15 protein-coding genes and 1 riboswitch are annotated in these 15,611 nt (G+C 57.6%); of the genes, 6 read left to right on the top strand and 9 right to left on the bottom strand.

All coding sequences use genetic code 11. The features are described from left to right. Positions 1 to 3 precede the first annotated feature (3 nt). From OR573_07900 to OR573_07920, 5 genes are all read right to left on the bottom strand, one after another. The gene (locus OR573_07900) at positions 4 to 351 is read right to left on the bottom strand and encodes a type II toxin-antitoxin system ChpB family toxin (GenBank protein XGA81529.1); all 348 of its coding nucleotides are present in this window, start codon (positions 349 to 351) and stop codon (positions 4 to 6) included. Next, a complete protein-coding gene (locus OR573_07905) occupies positions 348 to 602 on the bottom strand; it encodes an AbrB/MazE/SpoVT family DNA-binding domain-containing protein (GenBank protein XGA81530.1) in 255 nt (84 codons plus the stop codon). Before OR573_07905 ends, OR573_07900 begins: the two co-directional genes overlap by 4 nt. A 370-nt stretch (positions 603 to 972) precedes the next feature. Continuing rightward, positions 973 to 2,616, bottom strand: coding sequence for a chaperonin GroEL (gene groL / locus OR573_07910; GenBank protein XGA81531.1), 1,644 nt, complete (start codon positions 2,614 to 2,616; stop codon positions 973 to 975). Between the two features lie 85 nt (positions 2,617 to 2,701). Then, positions 2,702 to 2,995 (bottom strand): co-chaperone GroES, encoded by a 294-nt coding sequence (locus OR573_07915; protein ID XGA81532.1) that lies wholly within the window; start codon positions 2,993 to 2,995, stop codon positions 2,702 to 2,704. A 235-nt stretch (positions 2,996 to 3,230) separates the two neighbouring features. Then, complete coding sequence (locus OR573_07920) at positions 3,231 to 3,752, bottom strand: FxsA family protein (protein XGA81533.1); 522 nt, start codon at positions 3,750 to 3,752, stop codon at positions 3,231 to 3,233. Positions 3,753 to 3,903: 151 nt separating this feature from the next. Here OR573_07920 and OR573_07925 point away from each other — a divergent pair, with 151 nt between their 5' ends. Next, a complete protein-coding gene (locus OR573_07925) occupies positions 3,904 to 4,665 on the top strand; it encodes an SDR family oxidoreductase (protein ID XGA81534.1) in 762 nt (253 codons plus the stop codon). A 65-nt stretch (positions 4,666 to 4,730) separates the two neighbouring features. Here the strand turns inward: OR573_07925 and OR573_07930 are convergent, their stop codons facing one another. Both OR573_07930 and OR573_07935 read right to left on the bottom strand, forming a co-directional pair. Continuing rightward, the gene (locus tag OR573_07930) at positions 4,731 to 5,678 is read right to left on the bottom strand and encodes a hypothetical protein (protein XGA81535.1); all 948 of its coding nucleotides are present in this window, start codon (positions 5,676 to 5,678) and stop codon (positions 4,731 to 4,733) included. A gap of 244 nt (positions 5,679 to 5,922) precedes the next feature. Beyond that, positions 5,923 to 6,300, bottom strand: coding sequence for a cupin domain-containing protein (locus OR573_07935; GenBank protein XGA81536.1), 378 nt, complete (start codon positions 6,298 to 6,300; stop codon positions 5,923 to 5,925). Between the two features lie 382 nt (positions 6,301 to 6,682). Further along, positions 6,683 to 6,788: riboswitch (glycine riboswitch) on the top strand. 49 nt (positions 6,789 to 6,837) lie between these two features. On the opposite strand from OR573_07935, the gene OR573_07940 reads away from it, so the two are divergent. Continuing rightward, positions 6,838 to 8,097, top strand: a complete 1,260-nt coding sequence (locus tag OR573_07940) for a D-amino acid dehydrogenase (GenBank protein XGA81537.1) — start codon at positions 6,838 to 6,840, stop codon at positions 8,095 to 8,097. A gap of 63 nt (positions 8,098 to 8,160) precedes the next feature. Here OR573_07940 and OR573_07945 read toward each other — a convergent pair whose 3' ends face one another. Then, entirely contained in the window at positions 8,161 to 8,826 is a 666-nt protein-coding gene (locus tag OR573_07945) for a TetR/AcrR family transcriptional regulator (protein ID XGA81538.1), read from the bottom strand. A 99-nt stretch (positions 8,827 to 8,925) separates the two neighbouring features. Here OR573_07945 and xdhA point away from each other — a divergent pair, with 99 nt between their 5' ends. The 4 genes from xdhA to guaD are packed head-to-tail and all read left to right on the top strand — an operon-like array spanning position 8,926 to position 14,992. Beyond that, positions 8,926 to 10,383, top strand: coding sequence for a xanthine dehydrogenase small subunit (gene xdhA, locus OR573_07950; GenBank protein XGA81539.1), 1,458 nt, complete (start codon positions 8,926 to 8,928; stop codon positions 10,381 to 10,383). Then, entirely contained in the window at positions 10,367 to 12,766 is a 2,400-nt protein-coding gene (gene xdhB / locus OR573_07955) for a xanthine dehydrogenase molybdopterin binding subunit (protein ID XGA81540.1), read from the top strand. The genes xdhA and xdhB overlap by 17 nt, the downstream gene beginning before the upstream one ends. Further along, entirely contained in the window at positions 12,763 to 13,650 is an 888-nt protein-coding gene (gene xdhC / locus OR573_07960; protein ID XGA81541.1) for a xanthine dehydrogenase accessory protein XdhC, read from the top strand. Before xdhB ends, xdhC begins: the two co-directional genes overlap by 4 nt. Before the next feature lie 4 nt (positions 13,651 to 13,654). Beyond that, entirely contained in the window at positions 13,655 to 14,992 is a 1,338-nt protein-coding gene (guaD, locus tag OR573_07965; protein ID XGA81542.1) for a guanine deaminase, read from the top strand. Here guaD and uraD read toward each other — a convergent pair. After that, positions 14,989 to 15,528, bottom strand: a complete 540-nt coding sequence (gene uraD / locus OR573_07970) for a 2-oxo-4-hydroxy-4-carboxy-5-ureidoimidazoline decarboxylase (GenBank protein XGA81543.1) — start codon at positions 15,526 to 15,528, stop codon at positions 14,989 to 14,991. The genes guaD and uraD overlap by 4 nt on opposite strands. Positions 15,529 to 15,611: the final 83 nt, after the last annotated feature.

Consider the following 15,611-nt stretch of genomic DNA (forward strand, 5'->3'; position numbering starts at 1 on the left):
CTGCTATTCAAAGAGTGTCTGAATACGCGCTAAAACGTCTTCAATAATGTGTGCTGGGACGGCCTCGACCTTATGGACTCCTCTGGCTTCTAAATCCAAGGTTCTGAGTTGATTAACGAGAACCACGCCTTCTGTCTTGGTGCCGGATCCAGTTAGCGGCACAGCAAAGCCCGCATGACGTGCAAAGTTACCTACCTGCGTAATCGGCGCGATGACAGCAGTTCCAAACTGGTTGAAGGCAGCAGGAGTCAAGATCAAAGCTGGGCGAAAATCGCCTTGCTGCTCCCGACCTTCGGTTGGATTAAGATTGACACGTACAATGTCGCCGCGCTTAAACTTTGCTCGACTCATTCCTCCCGCCCAACTGGCTTCATATTATGCCAAGTTGAAAGCTCTTCCGGTTCTGGTGTATTGGGGTCGCACTGATCCAGTAACTCTTGCAGAGAGTATTTCGGTTTTGAAAAGATTGGCTTTAGCGCAAATTTAGTGGTGCCCTGCTCAACCTCAAGCGCATCTCCATCGTGCAAGCCGTATTTGCGCAGCAGATCAACGGGTAGTCGCACGGCGGCGCTGTTGCCCCATTTCTGAATTTTGAGTTCCATGATCTACCTCCTTATAAGCGTATAAACATTGTAGATACAAAGACGAATGGTCGCAAGGGTTGGGTAGATACTTTGTTTCTACAAAGCTGTCTCGAAAACTTTGCGAATGGTTCCACCGAAGTCAGGGAAGGCTCCGGGCCCTGAGGCTGAAAAAACGCGGCGTCAAGGCAAGATGTACAAACAGAAGGGCAGGTGTAGGTAGTTAACAGGCTTTGCGTAGATAAAAAATATCCGAGCTAGTAATCAGCTCGGATATCGTAGTTCAGCGGAAATCTATTTTCTGCTGGGTGGGGCACTTGCTTGTCGTGAGCAAGTGCCTCACTGGGGTCATGATTCAGCTGGCAAGGCTAGCTGAGCGACGTTTGTCGCCTTACATCATGCCACCCATTCCACCCATTCCGCCCATGCCACCCATGTCCGGAGCGGCTTCTTTCTCTTCCGGGTCATCGGCGATCATGCACTCGGTGGTGATCATCAGACCAGCGACGGAACCAGCGGATTGCAGGGCAGTACGGGTTACCTTGGCTGGGTCGAGGACGCCCATCTCGAACAGGTCGCCATACTCGCCGGTCTGGGCGTTATAGCCGAAGTTGCCTTCGCTATCCTTGACGCGGTTGATAATTACAGCGGCTTCTTCACCGGCATTGGTGACGATCTGACGCAGCGGTGACTGCAGGGCGCGCAGCGCCATGTTGATACCGTGGTTCTGGTCTTCGTTGTCGCCAGTCAGGCCTTGAACCTTGGCCATGACGCGAACCAGTGCGGTACCACCACCCGGTACAACGCCTTCTTCAACCGCAGCGCGGGTGGAGTGCAGGGCGTCTTCTACGCGGGCTTTCTTCTCTTTCATTTCAACTTCAGTGGCAGCGCCTACGCGGATAACGGCAACGCCGCCTGCCAGTTTGGCAACGCGTTCCTGCAGCTTCTCTTTGTCGTAATCGGAAGAGGTTTCTTCGATCTGCGCGCGGATCTGGTTAACGCGTGCTTCGATATCGCCTTCAGCACCTGAACCATCGATGATGGTGGTGTTTTCCTTGGACATGGTGACGCGCTTGGCGGTGCCCAGGTGATCCAGGGTCGCCTGCTCAAGGGTTAGGCCAACTTCTTCAGAAATCACGGTGCCGTTGGTCAGGATAGCGATATCCTGCAGCATGGACTTGCGACGGTCGCCGAAGCCCGGCGCCTTGGCAGCAGAAACCTTGACGATACCGCGCATGTTATTGACAACCAGCGTCGCCAGGGCTTCGCCTTCGATGTCTTCAGCGATGATCACCAACGGCTTGCCCGCTTTGGCAACTGCTTCCAGCGTCGGCAGCAGCTCACGGATGTTGGAAATTTTCTTGTCGACCAGCAGGATGAACGGGTCTTCAACTTCTACCGTCATGGTGTCCTGGTTGGTGACGAAGTAGGGCGAGAGGTAGCCACGGTCGAACTGCATACCTTCGACAACTTCCAGCTCGTCTTCAAAGCCACGGCCTTCATCAACGGTGATGACGCCTTCCTTGCCGACTTTTTCCATCGCTTCAGCGATGATTTCACCGATGCGCTTGTCGCCGTTGGCAGAAATGGTACCTACCTGAGCAATGGCTTTCGGGTCAGTGCAAGGCACGGACATCGCCTTGATTTCTTTAACTGCAGCGTTAACGGCCTGATCGATGCCGCGCTTGAGATCCATCGGGTTCATGCCAGCGGTCACGCCTTTCAGGCCTTCCGCAATGATGGCTTGAGCCAAGACAGTCGCCGTGGTGGTACCGTCACCGGCCACGTCAGATGTCTGTGAAGCGACTTCCTTGACCATCTGAGCGCCCATGTTCTCGAACTTGTCTTTCAGTTCGATTTCTTTGGCGACAGAAACACCGTCTTTGGTGACCGTCGGAGAACCGAAGGATTTTTCCAGTACCACGTTGCGGCCTTTCGGGCCGAGAGTCGCTTTTACCGCGTTGGCAAGAACGTCAACACCACGCGCCATGCGCTTACGAGCATCATCGGAAAACTTAACTTGCTTAGCTGCCATGTTCGTTACTTCCTGACTTTTAGTTCGGTTTAAGGGGAATCGTTAAACGTGAACGGTCTATGCCGCTGAGTCAGCCGTTGGCTGATTAACCTTCAACGACGGCCAGAATGTCTGACTCGCTCATGATGAGAACTTCTTCGCCATCGATTTTCTGTTTTTCGACGCCAAAGCCATCCTTGAAAATCACGGTGTCACCCACTTTAACGTCCAGAGGGCGAACATCTCCGCTATCCAGAATGCGGCCTTTACCAGCGGCCAGCACCTCTCCACGCGTCGGCTTTTCCTGGGCGTTGCCCGGCAGCACAATGCCACCCGCAGTGGTTTGCTCTTCTTCAACGCGGCGTACAACGACGCGATCGTGCAGAGGACGGATATTCATGCTTGCGCTCTCCTGAGTATCGTTCAATGCCCATTTGGGCGGTTTCAGATCAAGCATCCTGAGGCATTCTACCAACAGGATGTGAAGGCTCATGCCTTCGTTGTTTATGGTGGCAACATCCGTTGCCACCGATTCTGTGTGCTGCCTCAAAAGTGGGGGCTAGGTGATCCCTTTCAAGGGGGCGAGACAAAAAAAATGCAAATTTTTCATGGGCCGAGGGGTTATCGAGGCATTATTAGCGGCGCGATTCGTCGCGGGAGATAAAATCACCTTCCAGCGGTTCGTTGCTGTCAGCCCCTCGCCCTGTCTTGCCAGCCTGATCAGAACCAGGGCGCTTATGCTGGTTCCAATCATCTGAGCGGTGCTTGTTCGCCTTTTGGTGAGGGGCCTCACTCTGGGCTTTAACGCGAGCAATACCCAGCCAGGCAAGTAGTTTGAACATCAAACGCCGGGCATTGGGAATCAGGCAGGCCAGCCCAAGCGCATCAGACAGAAAACCCGGCGCCATTAACAAAGCGCCGCCGAAAATCAGCGCTGCGCCAGTGAGTAATTCACTGGAGGGCAGTTCACCGGCGTTGAGCTTTTCGCGAGCGCGAGCAAGGTTATAGGCGCCTTCGCGGCGGATAAGATGTAGACCACCCACGCCGGTAACGAAAATTAATATCAGCGTGATCAAGAGCCCGATTTCACTGCCGACGGAAAACAGCACGACGAAATCAAGCAAGGTAAACAAGGGAATAAGTAGCAAAAGGGGCATAGGGCGCTCCAGTTAATCAATTGCCTTTATATGGTGATGATCATGTCTTTACACAAGTTTATAGGGGAGTGAAACATGGATGTCATCGCATTTTTCTTTCATATGTTTTATGCTGCGATGCACCATCATTAGATCAAAAGGTGATTCAAGCATGGAATTAACCAATAAAATTATTGCAGTAACTGGCGGTGCCCGTGGCCTTGGTTTTGCCATGGCGGAACGTCTGGGTAAAGCGGGTGCCCGTCTGGCGTTATTGGATCTGAATGCCGATAATCTGGATAGTGCTGTCGCCAAATTGGCCAGCGGCGGTATTGATGCCCGCGCTTTTGTTGTCAATGTGGCGGATGAAGCCTCCGTTACCCAGGCGTTTGCCGATATTCTTGACCAAATGGGTGCCGTGAGCGGTCTGGTCAACAATGCCGGTATCACCAAAGATGCCTTGCTGATCAAAGCCAAGGAAGGTGAAGTACAAAAGCGTATGACGCTGGATGCCTGGAAGAGTGTTATTGATGTCAACCTGACCGGTGCCTTTCTATGCGGCCGTGAAGCGGCGACCCAGATGATCGAGGCTGATCAGGAAGGGGTGATTGTCAATATTTCGAGTATTTCCTGCGCGGGTAATATGGGGCAGTCAAACTACTCGGCGGCCAAGGCCGCGCTGAATGCGCTGACGGTTACCTGGGCAAAAGAGCTGGCCCGTTACGGTATCCGTACCGGCAGCGTGGCGCCTGGCTTTATCAATACCGAGATGACAGCCGCCATGCGGCCTGAAATTCTCGAAAACATTGCCTCAGGTGTGCCCCTCAAGCGCCTAGGTGAAGCGGATAACATTGCTCAGAGCGTTGAGTTTATTCTGACCAATGACTACTTCTCCGGGCGTGTGATTGAATGCGATGGTGGTTTGCGCCTTTAAGTCGTTCTGGCCACATAAAAATCCCGCTGATGCCAACAGGCACAGCGGGATTTTTTGCTGGGGCGCTAAAAATAGTTCTTCTGAATTTCGCGCTGAAAGTACATTTCCAGACGTAAGGTGACGGCCCAGCGCGGGTCATAGCTGTGCTCACGAGGGAAATGCAGCTCTGGAATTACATCGGCAAACAGCACGCCTTTATGCAGGTCGCGCCGGTAACGAGTCTGCAGATAATAATTGGTAATCCGCGGGTTGGAGGCGCTTTCACCCAGCGCAATGGCGGAATAACGCAGGGCGCTGCGGCTATTGATACGATGATTCAGTTCAGCCGTTTCGCTGTATTCCAGGTTATCCTCTTCTTCCCGCCACTGAATATTAGTGAGAAAACGCAGGTGTTTTGACGCATCAAGGGAGCGCCCGAGATCCCAGCGGGTGCGGGCGGAATAGCCGCTGTTATTGAACCAGGAAAGGCGATTGTTGGATTCCAGCTGCCAGGGGCCTTCATTCAGCTGCCACAGCCGCTCGCTGGTAAAACGCACGTAAGGGTTCAGCGGAATGCGTAGCCGAATACCCGCGCCTACCCGATTGCTCCAGTTTTCGCGTTTATCACGGCTTTCCAGCCAGTTCAGCCCCAGAGTAGACGAGCGCCGGTCACGCTGATCATTACTCAATCGCCCTGAGCCCTGTTCCTGAAGGGTGCCCTGGGATTCTTCCGGGTCGCTTTCGATGACCAGACGTAGCCGGTCTTCTGACGTGGGAAGATCAAGACGAAAACGCAGACTCAGGTCGCCGCTGGCACCGTCGCCCTCCATCCAGTCAACTTCCTGGCCAAAGCGCAGATAGGATTCGTTCTCTACCCTGAGGCTTTCGTCCGTGCCAAAAAAGCCGTCGATATTGCGTGAGGTGTTATCTACCCAGTTGCCGATGCTTTTACGCGTGGGTTCCAGCCGCTCTACCGCCCAGGCAGGCAGGTCGCTATCATTTTCTGTTTCAGCGGCTCGTTCGTCAGCCAGCACGCTATGACTCAAAAAAAAGCTTACCAGGCTCAATGCAACATGTTTTCTCACCGCTACTTATCCTTTGCTTGAGCTGACGCAAAACTGCGTTGACGGCTATGACTTTATAAGCTGAGCCAGCGCGCATCCATCGTTTTTTGGAAAAAGTGGCGGTGATAGCCGATATTCGGTACGGCCAGGTCATTATGGTGTGGACAAATAAAAACGGACGACCATGTAGGGCCGTCCGTTTGAGAATACCTGTTTATTCGTAGGCGTCTGCCTGATCCTTGGTTTCGTGTTCGGTGCCCGGCGCATGCTCAGGAGGGCAGTAGGTTGTGTAAAGCTTGAGCATGATGGGGCCGGTATTGCGGAAGTTATGGTAGACCCCGGAAGGCACTATACTGACATAGCCGGCCTGAACCTCGACCTGGGTGTCACCAATAGAGGCCTCACCCTCACCTTCTACAAAATAGAGTAGTTGGTCGTGCCCCTCGTGAACCTCACCACCGATTTCACCGCCCGGGGGAATTGCCATCAAAACAAGCTGGGTATTATCGCCCGTCCAGATCACCTGACGAAACTCTTCATTTTCCTTAGCCATCTTAATAATCGGAAGGGTGGTTTTGCGGACTTCTTGCATATCTTCACCTCCACTGGCTTAAAAGTATTTCAATTTTAGCCTAACAAGTACAATGAGATTTTGCAAAAAGGTATATGTTTAATCTTTTAAAGAATAGCGTGTTATTCAAGCAGGCATTGGGCATGAAAATTATGCGTCAAAAGGCCCTGATAAGGCGACCGCTAATGATGTATTGGAGTGTCTGGAAAAGACAAAGGCATATGAAATGTCATCGGCTAGACGTTTAGGTAATTGAACTTTGTTTGCTATATGAAGTATTAATTAATGCGTAACAAGTTTACGCGCTTGCGGGAGAGATTGCTTTCGATCTTGTCATCATGCATCGAAGCAGCGCCAAAGGAGCAACCGCCCCGGAAACTCTCAGGCCCCCGGACCGTCTGCGCGAAAACTTTCCGGAGAGCGGCTGATGTCTGCGTCATTCAGTCCACCGAAGGAGCAAACAAGCCCATGGCTTGCGAATCTCTCAGGTTAAGGACGGAAGGGGCACACACCTAACCCGTGTGTTTTTTCCTGACGCCTTACATCTGGAGAGAAAGCATGCTACCTGCTTCCCCCCGCCATATCGCTGTTATCGGCGGTGGCATCACGGGTATTACCACTGCCTACAGCCTGCTCAAACGCGGCTTTGATGTCACTGTGTTCGAAAAAAATCTCTATGCTGCCATGGAGACGTCTTTTGCCAATGGCGGCCAGCTGTCGGCCTCTAACGCGGAGGTGTGGAACCACTGGCCAACCGTGATTAAGGGATTGCGCTGGATGCTACGCCGCGATGCGCCGCTTTTGGTCAGTCCGCGTCCCACCTGGCACAAGCTGAGCTGGTTCGCCGAATTTATCCGCGCTATTCCCCAGTATGAAAACAACACCAGTGAAACGGCACGGCTGGCGATTGCCGCCCGTGAGCACCTGTTTCAGTGGGCCGCCGACGAATCTATCGACTTTGACGTCAAGCATGAAGGCATATTGCATATCTACCGCGATAAAAAAGGCTTTGACCATGCTGCCAATGTCTCAAAATTGCTGGCAAAAGGCGGGCTTGAGCGCCGTCCAGTGACACCAGAGGAAATGCGTGTCATCGAGCCGACGCTTGCTGGCAACTACTATGGCGGCTTTTATACTGAAAGCGATGCCACAGGTGATATTCATAAATTTACTCACAGCCTTGCCCAGGCGGCCGAGCGTCGTGGTGCGACCCTCAACTATGGCCATAGCGTTCAGGATCTGGGCGCCAATGAAACCAGCGCCTGGGTTGTCGCTGAGGTTGATGGTCAGTCCGTACGCCAAACCTTCGACGGCGTAGTTGTTTGTGCAGGCGTTGGTAGCCGCCACCTGGCGGCCAAACTGGGAGACCGGGTGAATATCTATCCCGTCAAGGGTTACTCGATTACCGTGGGCCTTAATGATGCTGCCTCTCAACAGGGCGCGCCAACGGTCAGCTTGCTTGATGATGACACCAAGCTCGTCACTAGCCGCCTGGGTAATGACCGTTTTCGCGTGGCAGGCACCGCCGAGTTCAGCGGTATCAACCGCGATATCCGTGACGACCGTATTCGTCCGCTTATCCGCTGGGTGGAAGAATGCTTTCCTAATGTCAGCACGCGCCAAGTGGTGCCCTGGGCGGGGCTACGCCCCATGCTTCCCAATATGATGCCGCGCGTCGGCAACGGAAAACTGCCGACCGTCTTCTACAATACGGGCCATGGGCACCTTGGCTGGACGTTATCGGCTATCACGGCAGAACTGCTCGCCGATGCGGTGGAAAGCAGCGCAGTGCAAACGCGCGCGGTGCTGGCTCGTTAATCGACACGCCTTCAATAGGGCGCAGCGACAAGTGGTAAGTCAGGTGCTGCGTCCGATTGTACATCACGTCCTTTTTTCATGTTGTCGCACCCCACAGCCCTTAAGAACAATACGGGACAGAAAGCGGGTGATGTCCTCGATATCGTCTTCACTCAGCGTCTCCTTGCCGGTGATGCCCAGTACCTGGGTTTCGAAGTCGGCGTAGTGCTGGGTGGATGACCAGATCAGGAAAATCAGCCAGACCGGATTCACCGGGTCCATCAGGCCGCGTTCGGCCCATTGCTCGAAAACCCGGGCACGACTCTCGACCCAGTCGCGCAGCTCGCCGCTCAGATACTCCTGAAGAAAGGGCGCGCCGCCCAGAATCTCGGCTGCAAATAGCCGGGACCCCTCAGGATGGCGAAGCGAGAGTTGCATCTTGCGGCGTATGAAGGCGGTGAGCACTTCTGCTGGGTCATCCTCTACCGAAATATCATCCAGCAGCGCATTCCAGCGCTGCATCATCCTTGCCAGCAGGCGCACATAGAGCGCCTGTTTGCTGCCCATGTAGTAAAGCACATTGGACTTTGGCAGCCCGGCGGCTTCAGCGATGGCCTGAACGCTGGCGCCGCGATAGCCATGGCGGGCAAAAATGGTCTCGGCGGCGGCAAGGATCAGCTGCTCGTTGTGTGCCCGCGTGGCCTCTTTGGATATCGCTGATGGCTTGGCGGTGCCAGGGGGTGAGGTCATTTTGGCTCCTGAAAATATGGCCCGCGACTTGCATTGTTATCAGGACTGAACCATTCTTGGAACTATCCTGACCAATTGGTCAACATGTGAGTTAATGCCATGATCAACTTCCTGCTTAATGGCCAGCCGCGCAACGTGGCGGCCAGGCCCGATACCAGCGTGCTCGAGCTACTGCGCGAGACGCTTGGCCAGGTGGGCACCAAGGAAGGCTGCGCTTCCGGTGATTGCGGCGCCTGTACCGTCGCGGTCGGTGACGTCAATGATACAGGAAAAATGCACTACCATAGTGCAAACGCCTGCATCATGCCCGCCCATCAATTGCAAGGCCGCAGCCTGGTGACCGTTGAAGGGCTCGCCGATGGCGATAACCTGCACCCGGCGCAGTCGGCGATGGTCACCTGTCACGCCAGCCAGTGCGGCTTCTGCACACCCGGCATTGTGATGTCGCTGTTTACCTTGCACGAAGCCCAGCCCGATACGCCTTCGCCACTGACACCCGAACGCCTGGAAGCGGCATTGGGCGGCAACCTGTGCCGCTGCACCGGTTACCGGCCGATTCGTGATGCGGCGCTGAGCATGGCCGATCACCCAGCGCCGCGCTATGCCTGGTGGCACGATGTTTCTGCACCGGAACTCGCAGCGCAGATAGATAGTACATCAGCCGACGAGCACTTTGTGCAGCCGACAACTCTGGCGGCACTGCTCGTCGCACGTAAGCGTCACCCTGTGGCGCCGCTGGTGGCTGGGGGAACTGACTTGTGGCTGAACGTCACCCAGAACCTGAAGCGCTATGAGCGGGTGATTGATGTTACCCGGGTGGATGAGTTGTTGGGAGTAGCAGCTGCCACGCTTGACGATGGGCGGAAAGGCTGGTGGATCGGTGCCGCCGTGACCTATACGCGGTTGATGCCGCTGCTGGATGAGCATTTTTCCGGCTTTGCCCATCTGCTTCACCGCCTGGGCTCGGCGCAGATCCGTAACCGTGGCACCTTGGGGGGCAATATCGCCAATGCCTCGCCCATTGGCGATACCCCACCGGTGTTGCTGGCGCTTGAAGCGCGGCTGTTGCTGGCCAGCCCAGAGGGCGAGCGGGAGCTGGCGCTGGATGAGTTCTTTATTGACTACAAAAAGACCGCCTTGCGCGAAGACGAAGTGATCCGGGCGGTCTTCTTGCCGGCACCCAAGCCCGCGCATACGCTCAAGGTGTGGAAAATATCCAAACGCCGCGAGGACGATATCTCAGCGCTGCTGGGGGCTTTTCACTGGCGTATGGAGCAGGGAGTGCTGCGCGAGGTGCGCCTGGCCTTCGGCGGCATGGCGGCCATTCCCAAGCGTGCCTATAGCGTCGAAGCCGCTCTGGAAGGGCAGCCACCCACAGAGGTGACGTTTACCGCCGCCCGCGCGGCCCTGCTTGAGGCCTTCATGCCCATCAGCGATGTGCGCAGCAGCGCAGAGTATCGCCAACTGGCTGCTGCCAACCTGCTGGAGCGCCTGCGTCTTGTGGTGTCGTCTACTGCTCCGACCGAGGAGGTCATGCTCCATGCGTACGCTCACTAGTCTGCCACCGACCGCACCTGCTGGCGCCAAGCGTCCTGCTGACAAGCATTCCCGCATGCATGAGAGTGCCATCAAGCATGTGACCGGCCGCGCTGCCTACATTGATGACCTCAAGGCGCCAGCCGATACGCTGCACATCGCCCTGGGGCTTTCAAGCGTTGCCCATGGTCGGCTTACCCACCTGGATCTGCCACGTATTCGCCTGTTGCCTGGCGTGGTTGACGCTGTCGGGGTCGAGGATGTGCCGGGGCACACTGATATTGGCCCGGTATTTCCCGGCGACCCGGTATTGGTTGAATCGGAAATCAGCTACGCCGGCCAGGTACTGTTTGCCGTGGCTGCCGAGACCTATCGTGGCGCGCGGGAGGCCGTCAAGGCAGCGTTTGATGCCGGCATGGTCAGCGTTGACGCCGACACCCCGAGCCTTGACCCGGTAACCGCCATTGCGCGTGATGAAGTGGTTCGTCCCGCCCATGTGCAACAGCGTGGCGAGTGGCAGCAGGCGCTGAAGGAGGCTGCGCATGTGATTGAAGGCGAGCAGTTTGTCGGCGGCCAGGAACATTTCTATCTGGAAGGCCAGGCCTGCCTGGTCACGCCCACCGAGGATGATGGGGTCGTGGTGCACACGTCCAACCAGCATCCCAGTGAAACCCAGAAGCTGGTGGCCGAGGTGCTGGGCATTCCGCTGCACGCCGTGACCGTGGAAGTGCGCCGCATGGGCGGCGGCTTCGGCGGTAAGGAAACTCAGGCCTCGCCCTGGGCGTGTATCGCCGCACTGATCAGCCGTCGCACCGGACGCGCCGCCCGGGTGCGCCTGCCGCGCAGCGAGGATATGCGCGCGACTGGCAAGCGTCACCCTTTCCACAACCGCTACCGGCTGGGCGTGGATGGTAACGGCGTGATCCAGGGCGGTGAGATCACCCTGATTGGTGATTGCGGCTACTCGCCGGATCTTTCTGATGCCATTGTCGACCGCGCCATGTTCCACAGCGATAACGCCTATTCGCTGGGCGCTGCCTGCGTGACGGGCCATCGGGCGCGCACCCACACCGCCTCGAACACGGCGTTTCGCGGGTTTGGCGGCCCCCAGGGCATGATGGCGATTGAAGCGGCAATGGATGATATTGCCCGGCACCTGGGAGAAGACCCGCTGACGGTGCGCAAGCGCAACCTGTATCGCCAGGACGACTCGTCTTCGCCACGCAATGTGACGCACTATGGCCAGCAGGTCGACCAGACCGAGTTGCTGCATACGCTGATGGCGCAGCTGGAAACAAGTAGCGGCTACTGGGCGCGACGTGAGGCAATCACAGCGTTCAATGCGCAAAACAGCGTGATCAAGAAAGGCCTGGCGCTGACGCCGGTGAAGTTCGGTATTTCCTTCACCGCCAAGCATCTTAATCAGGCCGGCGCGCTCTTGCATGTGTATACCGATGGCAGTGTGCTGATCAATCACGGGGGCACCGAAATGGGCCAGGGGCTGCACACCAAGATCATCCAGGTGGTGGCCCGCGAACTGGGGCTGGATCTCAACACAGTGCGCATCAGCGCCACGCGTACCGACAAGGTGCCCAACACTTCGCCGACCGCGGCCTCCAGCGGGGCCGACCTCAACAGCCAGGCTGCCCGGGATGCCTGTGTGAAGCTTAAGGCGCGCCTGTTTGACTTTGCCGCCGAGCACTTTTTTGCCGAGCAGGGCGTGGATACCGACAGCATGCGCCTGGAAGAAGGCCAGCTGGTTGTGGGGGCAGGCAACAGCGAGCGGCGCATTGGCTGGGGCGAGCTGATCCAGGCCGCCTATTTTGGTCGCGTCTCGCTGTCGGAGAAGGGCTTCTACGCCACGCCCCTGATTCACTACGATCGCAACCTTGGCCAGGGCAATCCTTTCTATTACTACGCCTTTGGTGCGGCGGTGTCCGAAGTCTGTGTTGATACCCTGAGCGGTGAATATCAGGTCACACGTGTCGATATCCTTCACGATGTGGGCGACTCATTAAACCCGGCCATTGATATTGGCCAAGTAGAGGGAGGCTTTATTCAGGGGATGGGATGGCTGACCAGTGAGGAGCTTAACTGGAATGCTGACGGCCAGCTGATGACGACGGGCCCCGCTACCTACAAGATCCCCACCTTTGGCGACTTGCCGCCGGTGTTTAACGTCGCCCTGATGGAAGGCCACCCTAATTCAATGGCGAGTATCTATCGTTCCAAGGCGGTGGGTGAGCCACCTTTCATGCTGGCTATCTCGGTGTGGTCGGCGCTGCGCGACGCGCTGGCAAGCCTTGCGGATTATCGCCGGTCACCGCGTCTGGATACGCCGGCCACCCCGGAACGGGTGCTGCTGGCCGCTGACGCGCTGCGTCGCGAGCAGGTGTCAGCGTGAATGTCGCCGAGACCTGGCATGCTGCCCTCCATCGCCTGCAGCGTGAGGGCCTGCCTCATGTACTGGCCACCCAGGTGACCAGTGCCGGCTCGACTCCCCGGGAGCCAGGGGCGCGCATGGTGATTACTGAGGAGGCCGTGTTCGATACCCTGGGCGGCGGCACCTTTGAGTGGCAGACCATTGCCGCTGCCCGGCACAAGCTCAGCGCAGGCGAGGCGGGCATGTCGCTGGAGGCGTTCTCGCTTGGCGGGCGCAGCGGCCAGTGCTGCGGTGGTTTCGTCAACGTCCTGCTTGAGGTCTTTCCTGGCAGCGGGGCAACGCTGGCGCTGTTTGGTGCTGGCCACGTCGGGCGCGAAATCGTCCAGCTGGCCCAGCCGCTGGGCTGGCGCATCATGTGGTTCGACAGCCGCAAGGACGCTTTCCCGAGCTGGGCCCAAGGGCAGCCACGCCTTGACTGTTACCCCGTGAACGAGTCCCAAAGCGCCGTTGCCTCGCTGCCCAGCGCGGCCCATGCGCTGGTGATGACCCACGACCACAGTGAGGACCGCGCCCTGATCAGCGCGCTGCTTACCCGCGACGACTGCGCCTCCATCGGCCTGATTGGTTCACACAGCAAGTGGGCAAGCTTCCGCAGCCGGCTTTTACGCGATGGTCACCCTGCGGCCGCGCTGGAGACAGTGCGCTGTCCGCTGGGCATGGCCAAGGGGCCAGACGGCGAGACCACCAAGGTCAATGATAAAACCCCCTACGCCATTGCGCTGCTTACCCTGGCCGAGCTGTTGCCGCTGGCGGCAGACCCGGCGCCCAGCGAGCAGCGCGGCCTGACGCCTCAGGCACTCAAGCCGTTATTTTCCACCCCTTCTGTTTATACTGACGACACCTGACACCATGACCGCGATAGATACTTTAACCTCTTTCCAACGCCACGGCCTTGTGCTGCGCGCCGAACTGCTGAGCTTTGATGCCGACCCGGGTGACGACGATACCCCCTTGGCGGGCACTGTCCGGCACTTGCCCGATGGCGCCCTGTGGCTGGAAAACGGCCGCATACGTGCGCTGGATGATTACGCGCGTCTGGCGCCTCAGTTGCCCGAGGGTATCCAGATCGTGGACCACAGCGGCAAGCTGATCATGCCCGGTTTTATCGATAGCCATGTGCACTATGTACAGCTGGAGATCATGGCGTCCTATGGGCGCCAGCTGCTCGACTGGCTTAACGACTATACCTTTCCGGAAGAGTGCCGCTTTGCCGTGCGCGAGCATGCGGATGCCATCGCCGAGGCCTTTATCGAGGAGTTGTTGCGCGTCGGCACCACCACGGCGCAGGTGTTTGGTTCCAGTCATCCGCAGTCAATGGAGGCGTTTTTCGCGGCCAGCCAACGTCGCGAGCTGCGCATGCTGGCGGGCAAGGTGCTGATGGATCGCCACGCCCCCGAGGCGCTCACCGATGATACCTTCGGCGGCATCCGCGATAGCGAACGGCTGATCGCCGACTGGCACGGCAAAGGGCGGCTGGGTTACAGCGTCACCCCGCGCTTTGCGCCCACCTCGACCCGGGCGCAGCTTGACGCCGCCGGTGGGCTCTTGCGCAGCGACCCGAGCCTGTGGCTGCAGACCCATCTGGCCGAGAACACCGGCGAGATCGCCTGGGTAGCCGAGCTGTTCCCGGAAAGCCGCGACTACCTTAACGTCTACGAGCAGTCCGGCCTGGTCGGGCCGCGCAGCACCTTTGCCCACGGCATTCATCTGGATGACGGCATGCGCGCGCGCCTGGCCGGGCAGGGCGCCAATATCGCTTTCTGCCCGAGCTCCAACATGTTTCTGGGCAGCGGCCTGTTTGATCGCCGATCCGCCCGGGAAGCCGGGCTGGCGGTCAGCGTGGCCAGTGATATTGGCGCGGGCACCGATCTTTCCGGGCTGGCCACTCTTAAGGCGGCCTATCAGGTCGGCCAGCTGCGCGGTGAGGCGCTGACCGCCTGGCAGGGCTTTTATGCCCTGACGCTGGGCAATGCGCGAGCACTGTCGTTAGATGGGCATATCGGCCGATTGGCCGAGGGGATGGAAGCGGATTTCGTCGTGTTGGACACCCGCGCCACACCGCTACTTGCCCGGCGAACGGCGCGTTGCCAGACCCTTGCCGAGCGGCTTTTTGCGCTGATGATGCTGGGTGACGACCGCGCCATTCTTGAAACCTGGGCCAATGGGCGCTGCCAGCACCGGCGCTAACCGTCGGCCCGTGCGCGCAAGCGGAGCCTGGCGATACGTATGATCTGTTCAACCGCCGTGCGCCGCTCGGTGGCCAGGTCGTTGTCGATACGCTCGGCAAAGGCGTTAAGAATGGCGTAGCGATCCAGGCCTTTGACGGCAATCACAAAAGGAAAGCCAAATTTGTGTTTGTAGGCGGCGTTCAGACGTTCAAAGCGCGCGAGCTCTTCGGGTGAGCACTGATCAAGCCCTGCGCCAGCCTGCTCGCGGGTCGAATCGCCGGTGAGTTCTCCGGCGAGGGCCGCTTTGCCAGCCAGATCCGGGTGGGCGCGAATCACCTTGATCTGCTCGTCGCTGCTGGCTTGCTGAAGTATGTGCCCCATCAATTCGGCGAGGCGATCGGGATGGTCATGCTCAGTGGTCAAGCCTTGCTTCCAAGCGGCCTCAGCCACCCAGGGAGAGTGCTCGTAGATATCGCCGTAATGGGCCACGAAGGTGTCCAGATCAAGCGGGCTGGGGCGTGGCTCAAGAAGCGGTTGTGAAGGTGAGGGCGGCATGCTGTCTCCCGTATGGTGTGAGTTTGAAAGTCAATGCTGTATACAATAAAGCAAGCAAACGTATTTTAGATTAACCCAAAAAG

Source organism: Halomonas sp. CH40, from assembly GCA_041875495.1.
Classification (GTDB): Bacteria; Pseudomonadota; Gammaproteobacteria; order Pseudomonadales; family Halomonadaceae; genus Vreelandella.

Bases quoted from the DNA above. Each gene is read 5' to 3' on its own strand.
- OR573_07940 (XGA81537.1), top strand. From the start codon at position 6,838: ATGCTACCTGCTTCCCCCCGCCATATCGCTGTTATCGGCGGTGGCATC.
- uraD (XGA81543.1), bottom strand. From the start codon at position 15,528: ATGCCGCCCTCACCTTCACAACCGCTTCTTGAGCCACGCCCCAGCCCG.
- OR573_07945 (XGA81538.1), bottom strand. From the start codon at position 8,826: ATGACCTCACCCCCTGGCACCGCCAAGCCATCAGCGATATCCAAAGAG.
- guaD (XGA81542.1), top strand. From the start codon at position 13,655: ATGACCGCGATAGATACTTTAACCTCTTTCCAACGCCACGGCCTTGTG.
- xdhA (XGA81539.1), top strand. From the start codon at position 8,926: ATGATCAACTTCCTGCTTAATGGCCAGCCGCGCAACGTGGCGGCCAGG.
- OR573_07900 (XGA81529.1), bottom strand. From the start codon at position 351: ATGAGTCGAGCAAAGTTTAAGCGCGGCGACATTGTACGTGTCAATCTT.
- OR573_07935 (XGA81536.1), bottom strand. From the start codon at position 6,300: ATGCAAGAAGTCCGCAAAACCACCCTTCCGATTATTAAGATGGCTAAG.
- xdhB (XGA81540.1), top strand. From the start codon at position 10,367: ATGCGTACGCTCACTAGTCTGCCACCGACCGCACCTGCTGGCGCCAAG.
- OR573_07915 (XGA81532.1), bottom strand. From the start codon at position 2,995: ATGAATATCCGTCCTCTGCACGATCGCGTCGTTGTACGCCGCGTTGAA.
- OR573_07925 (XGA81534.1), top strand. From the start codon at position 3,904: ATGGAATTAACCAATAAAATTATTGCAGTAACTGGCGGTGCCCGTGGC.
- groL (XGA81531.1), bottom strand. From the start codon at position 2,616: ATGGCAGCTAAGCAAGTTAAGTTTTCCGATGATGCTCGTAAGCGCATG.
- OR573_07920 (XGA81533.1), bottom strand. From the start codon at position 3,752: ATGCCCCTTTTGCTACTTATTCCCTTGTTTACCTTGCTTGATTTCGTC.
- OR573_07905 (XGA81530.1), bottom strand. From the start codon at position 602: ATGGAACTCAAAATTCAGAAATGGGGCAACAGCGCCGCCGTGCGACTA.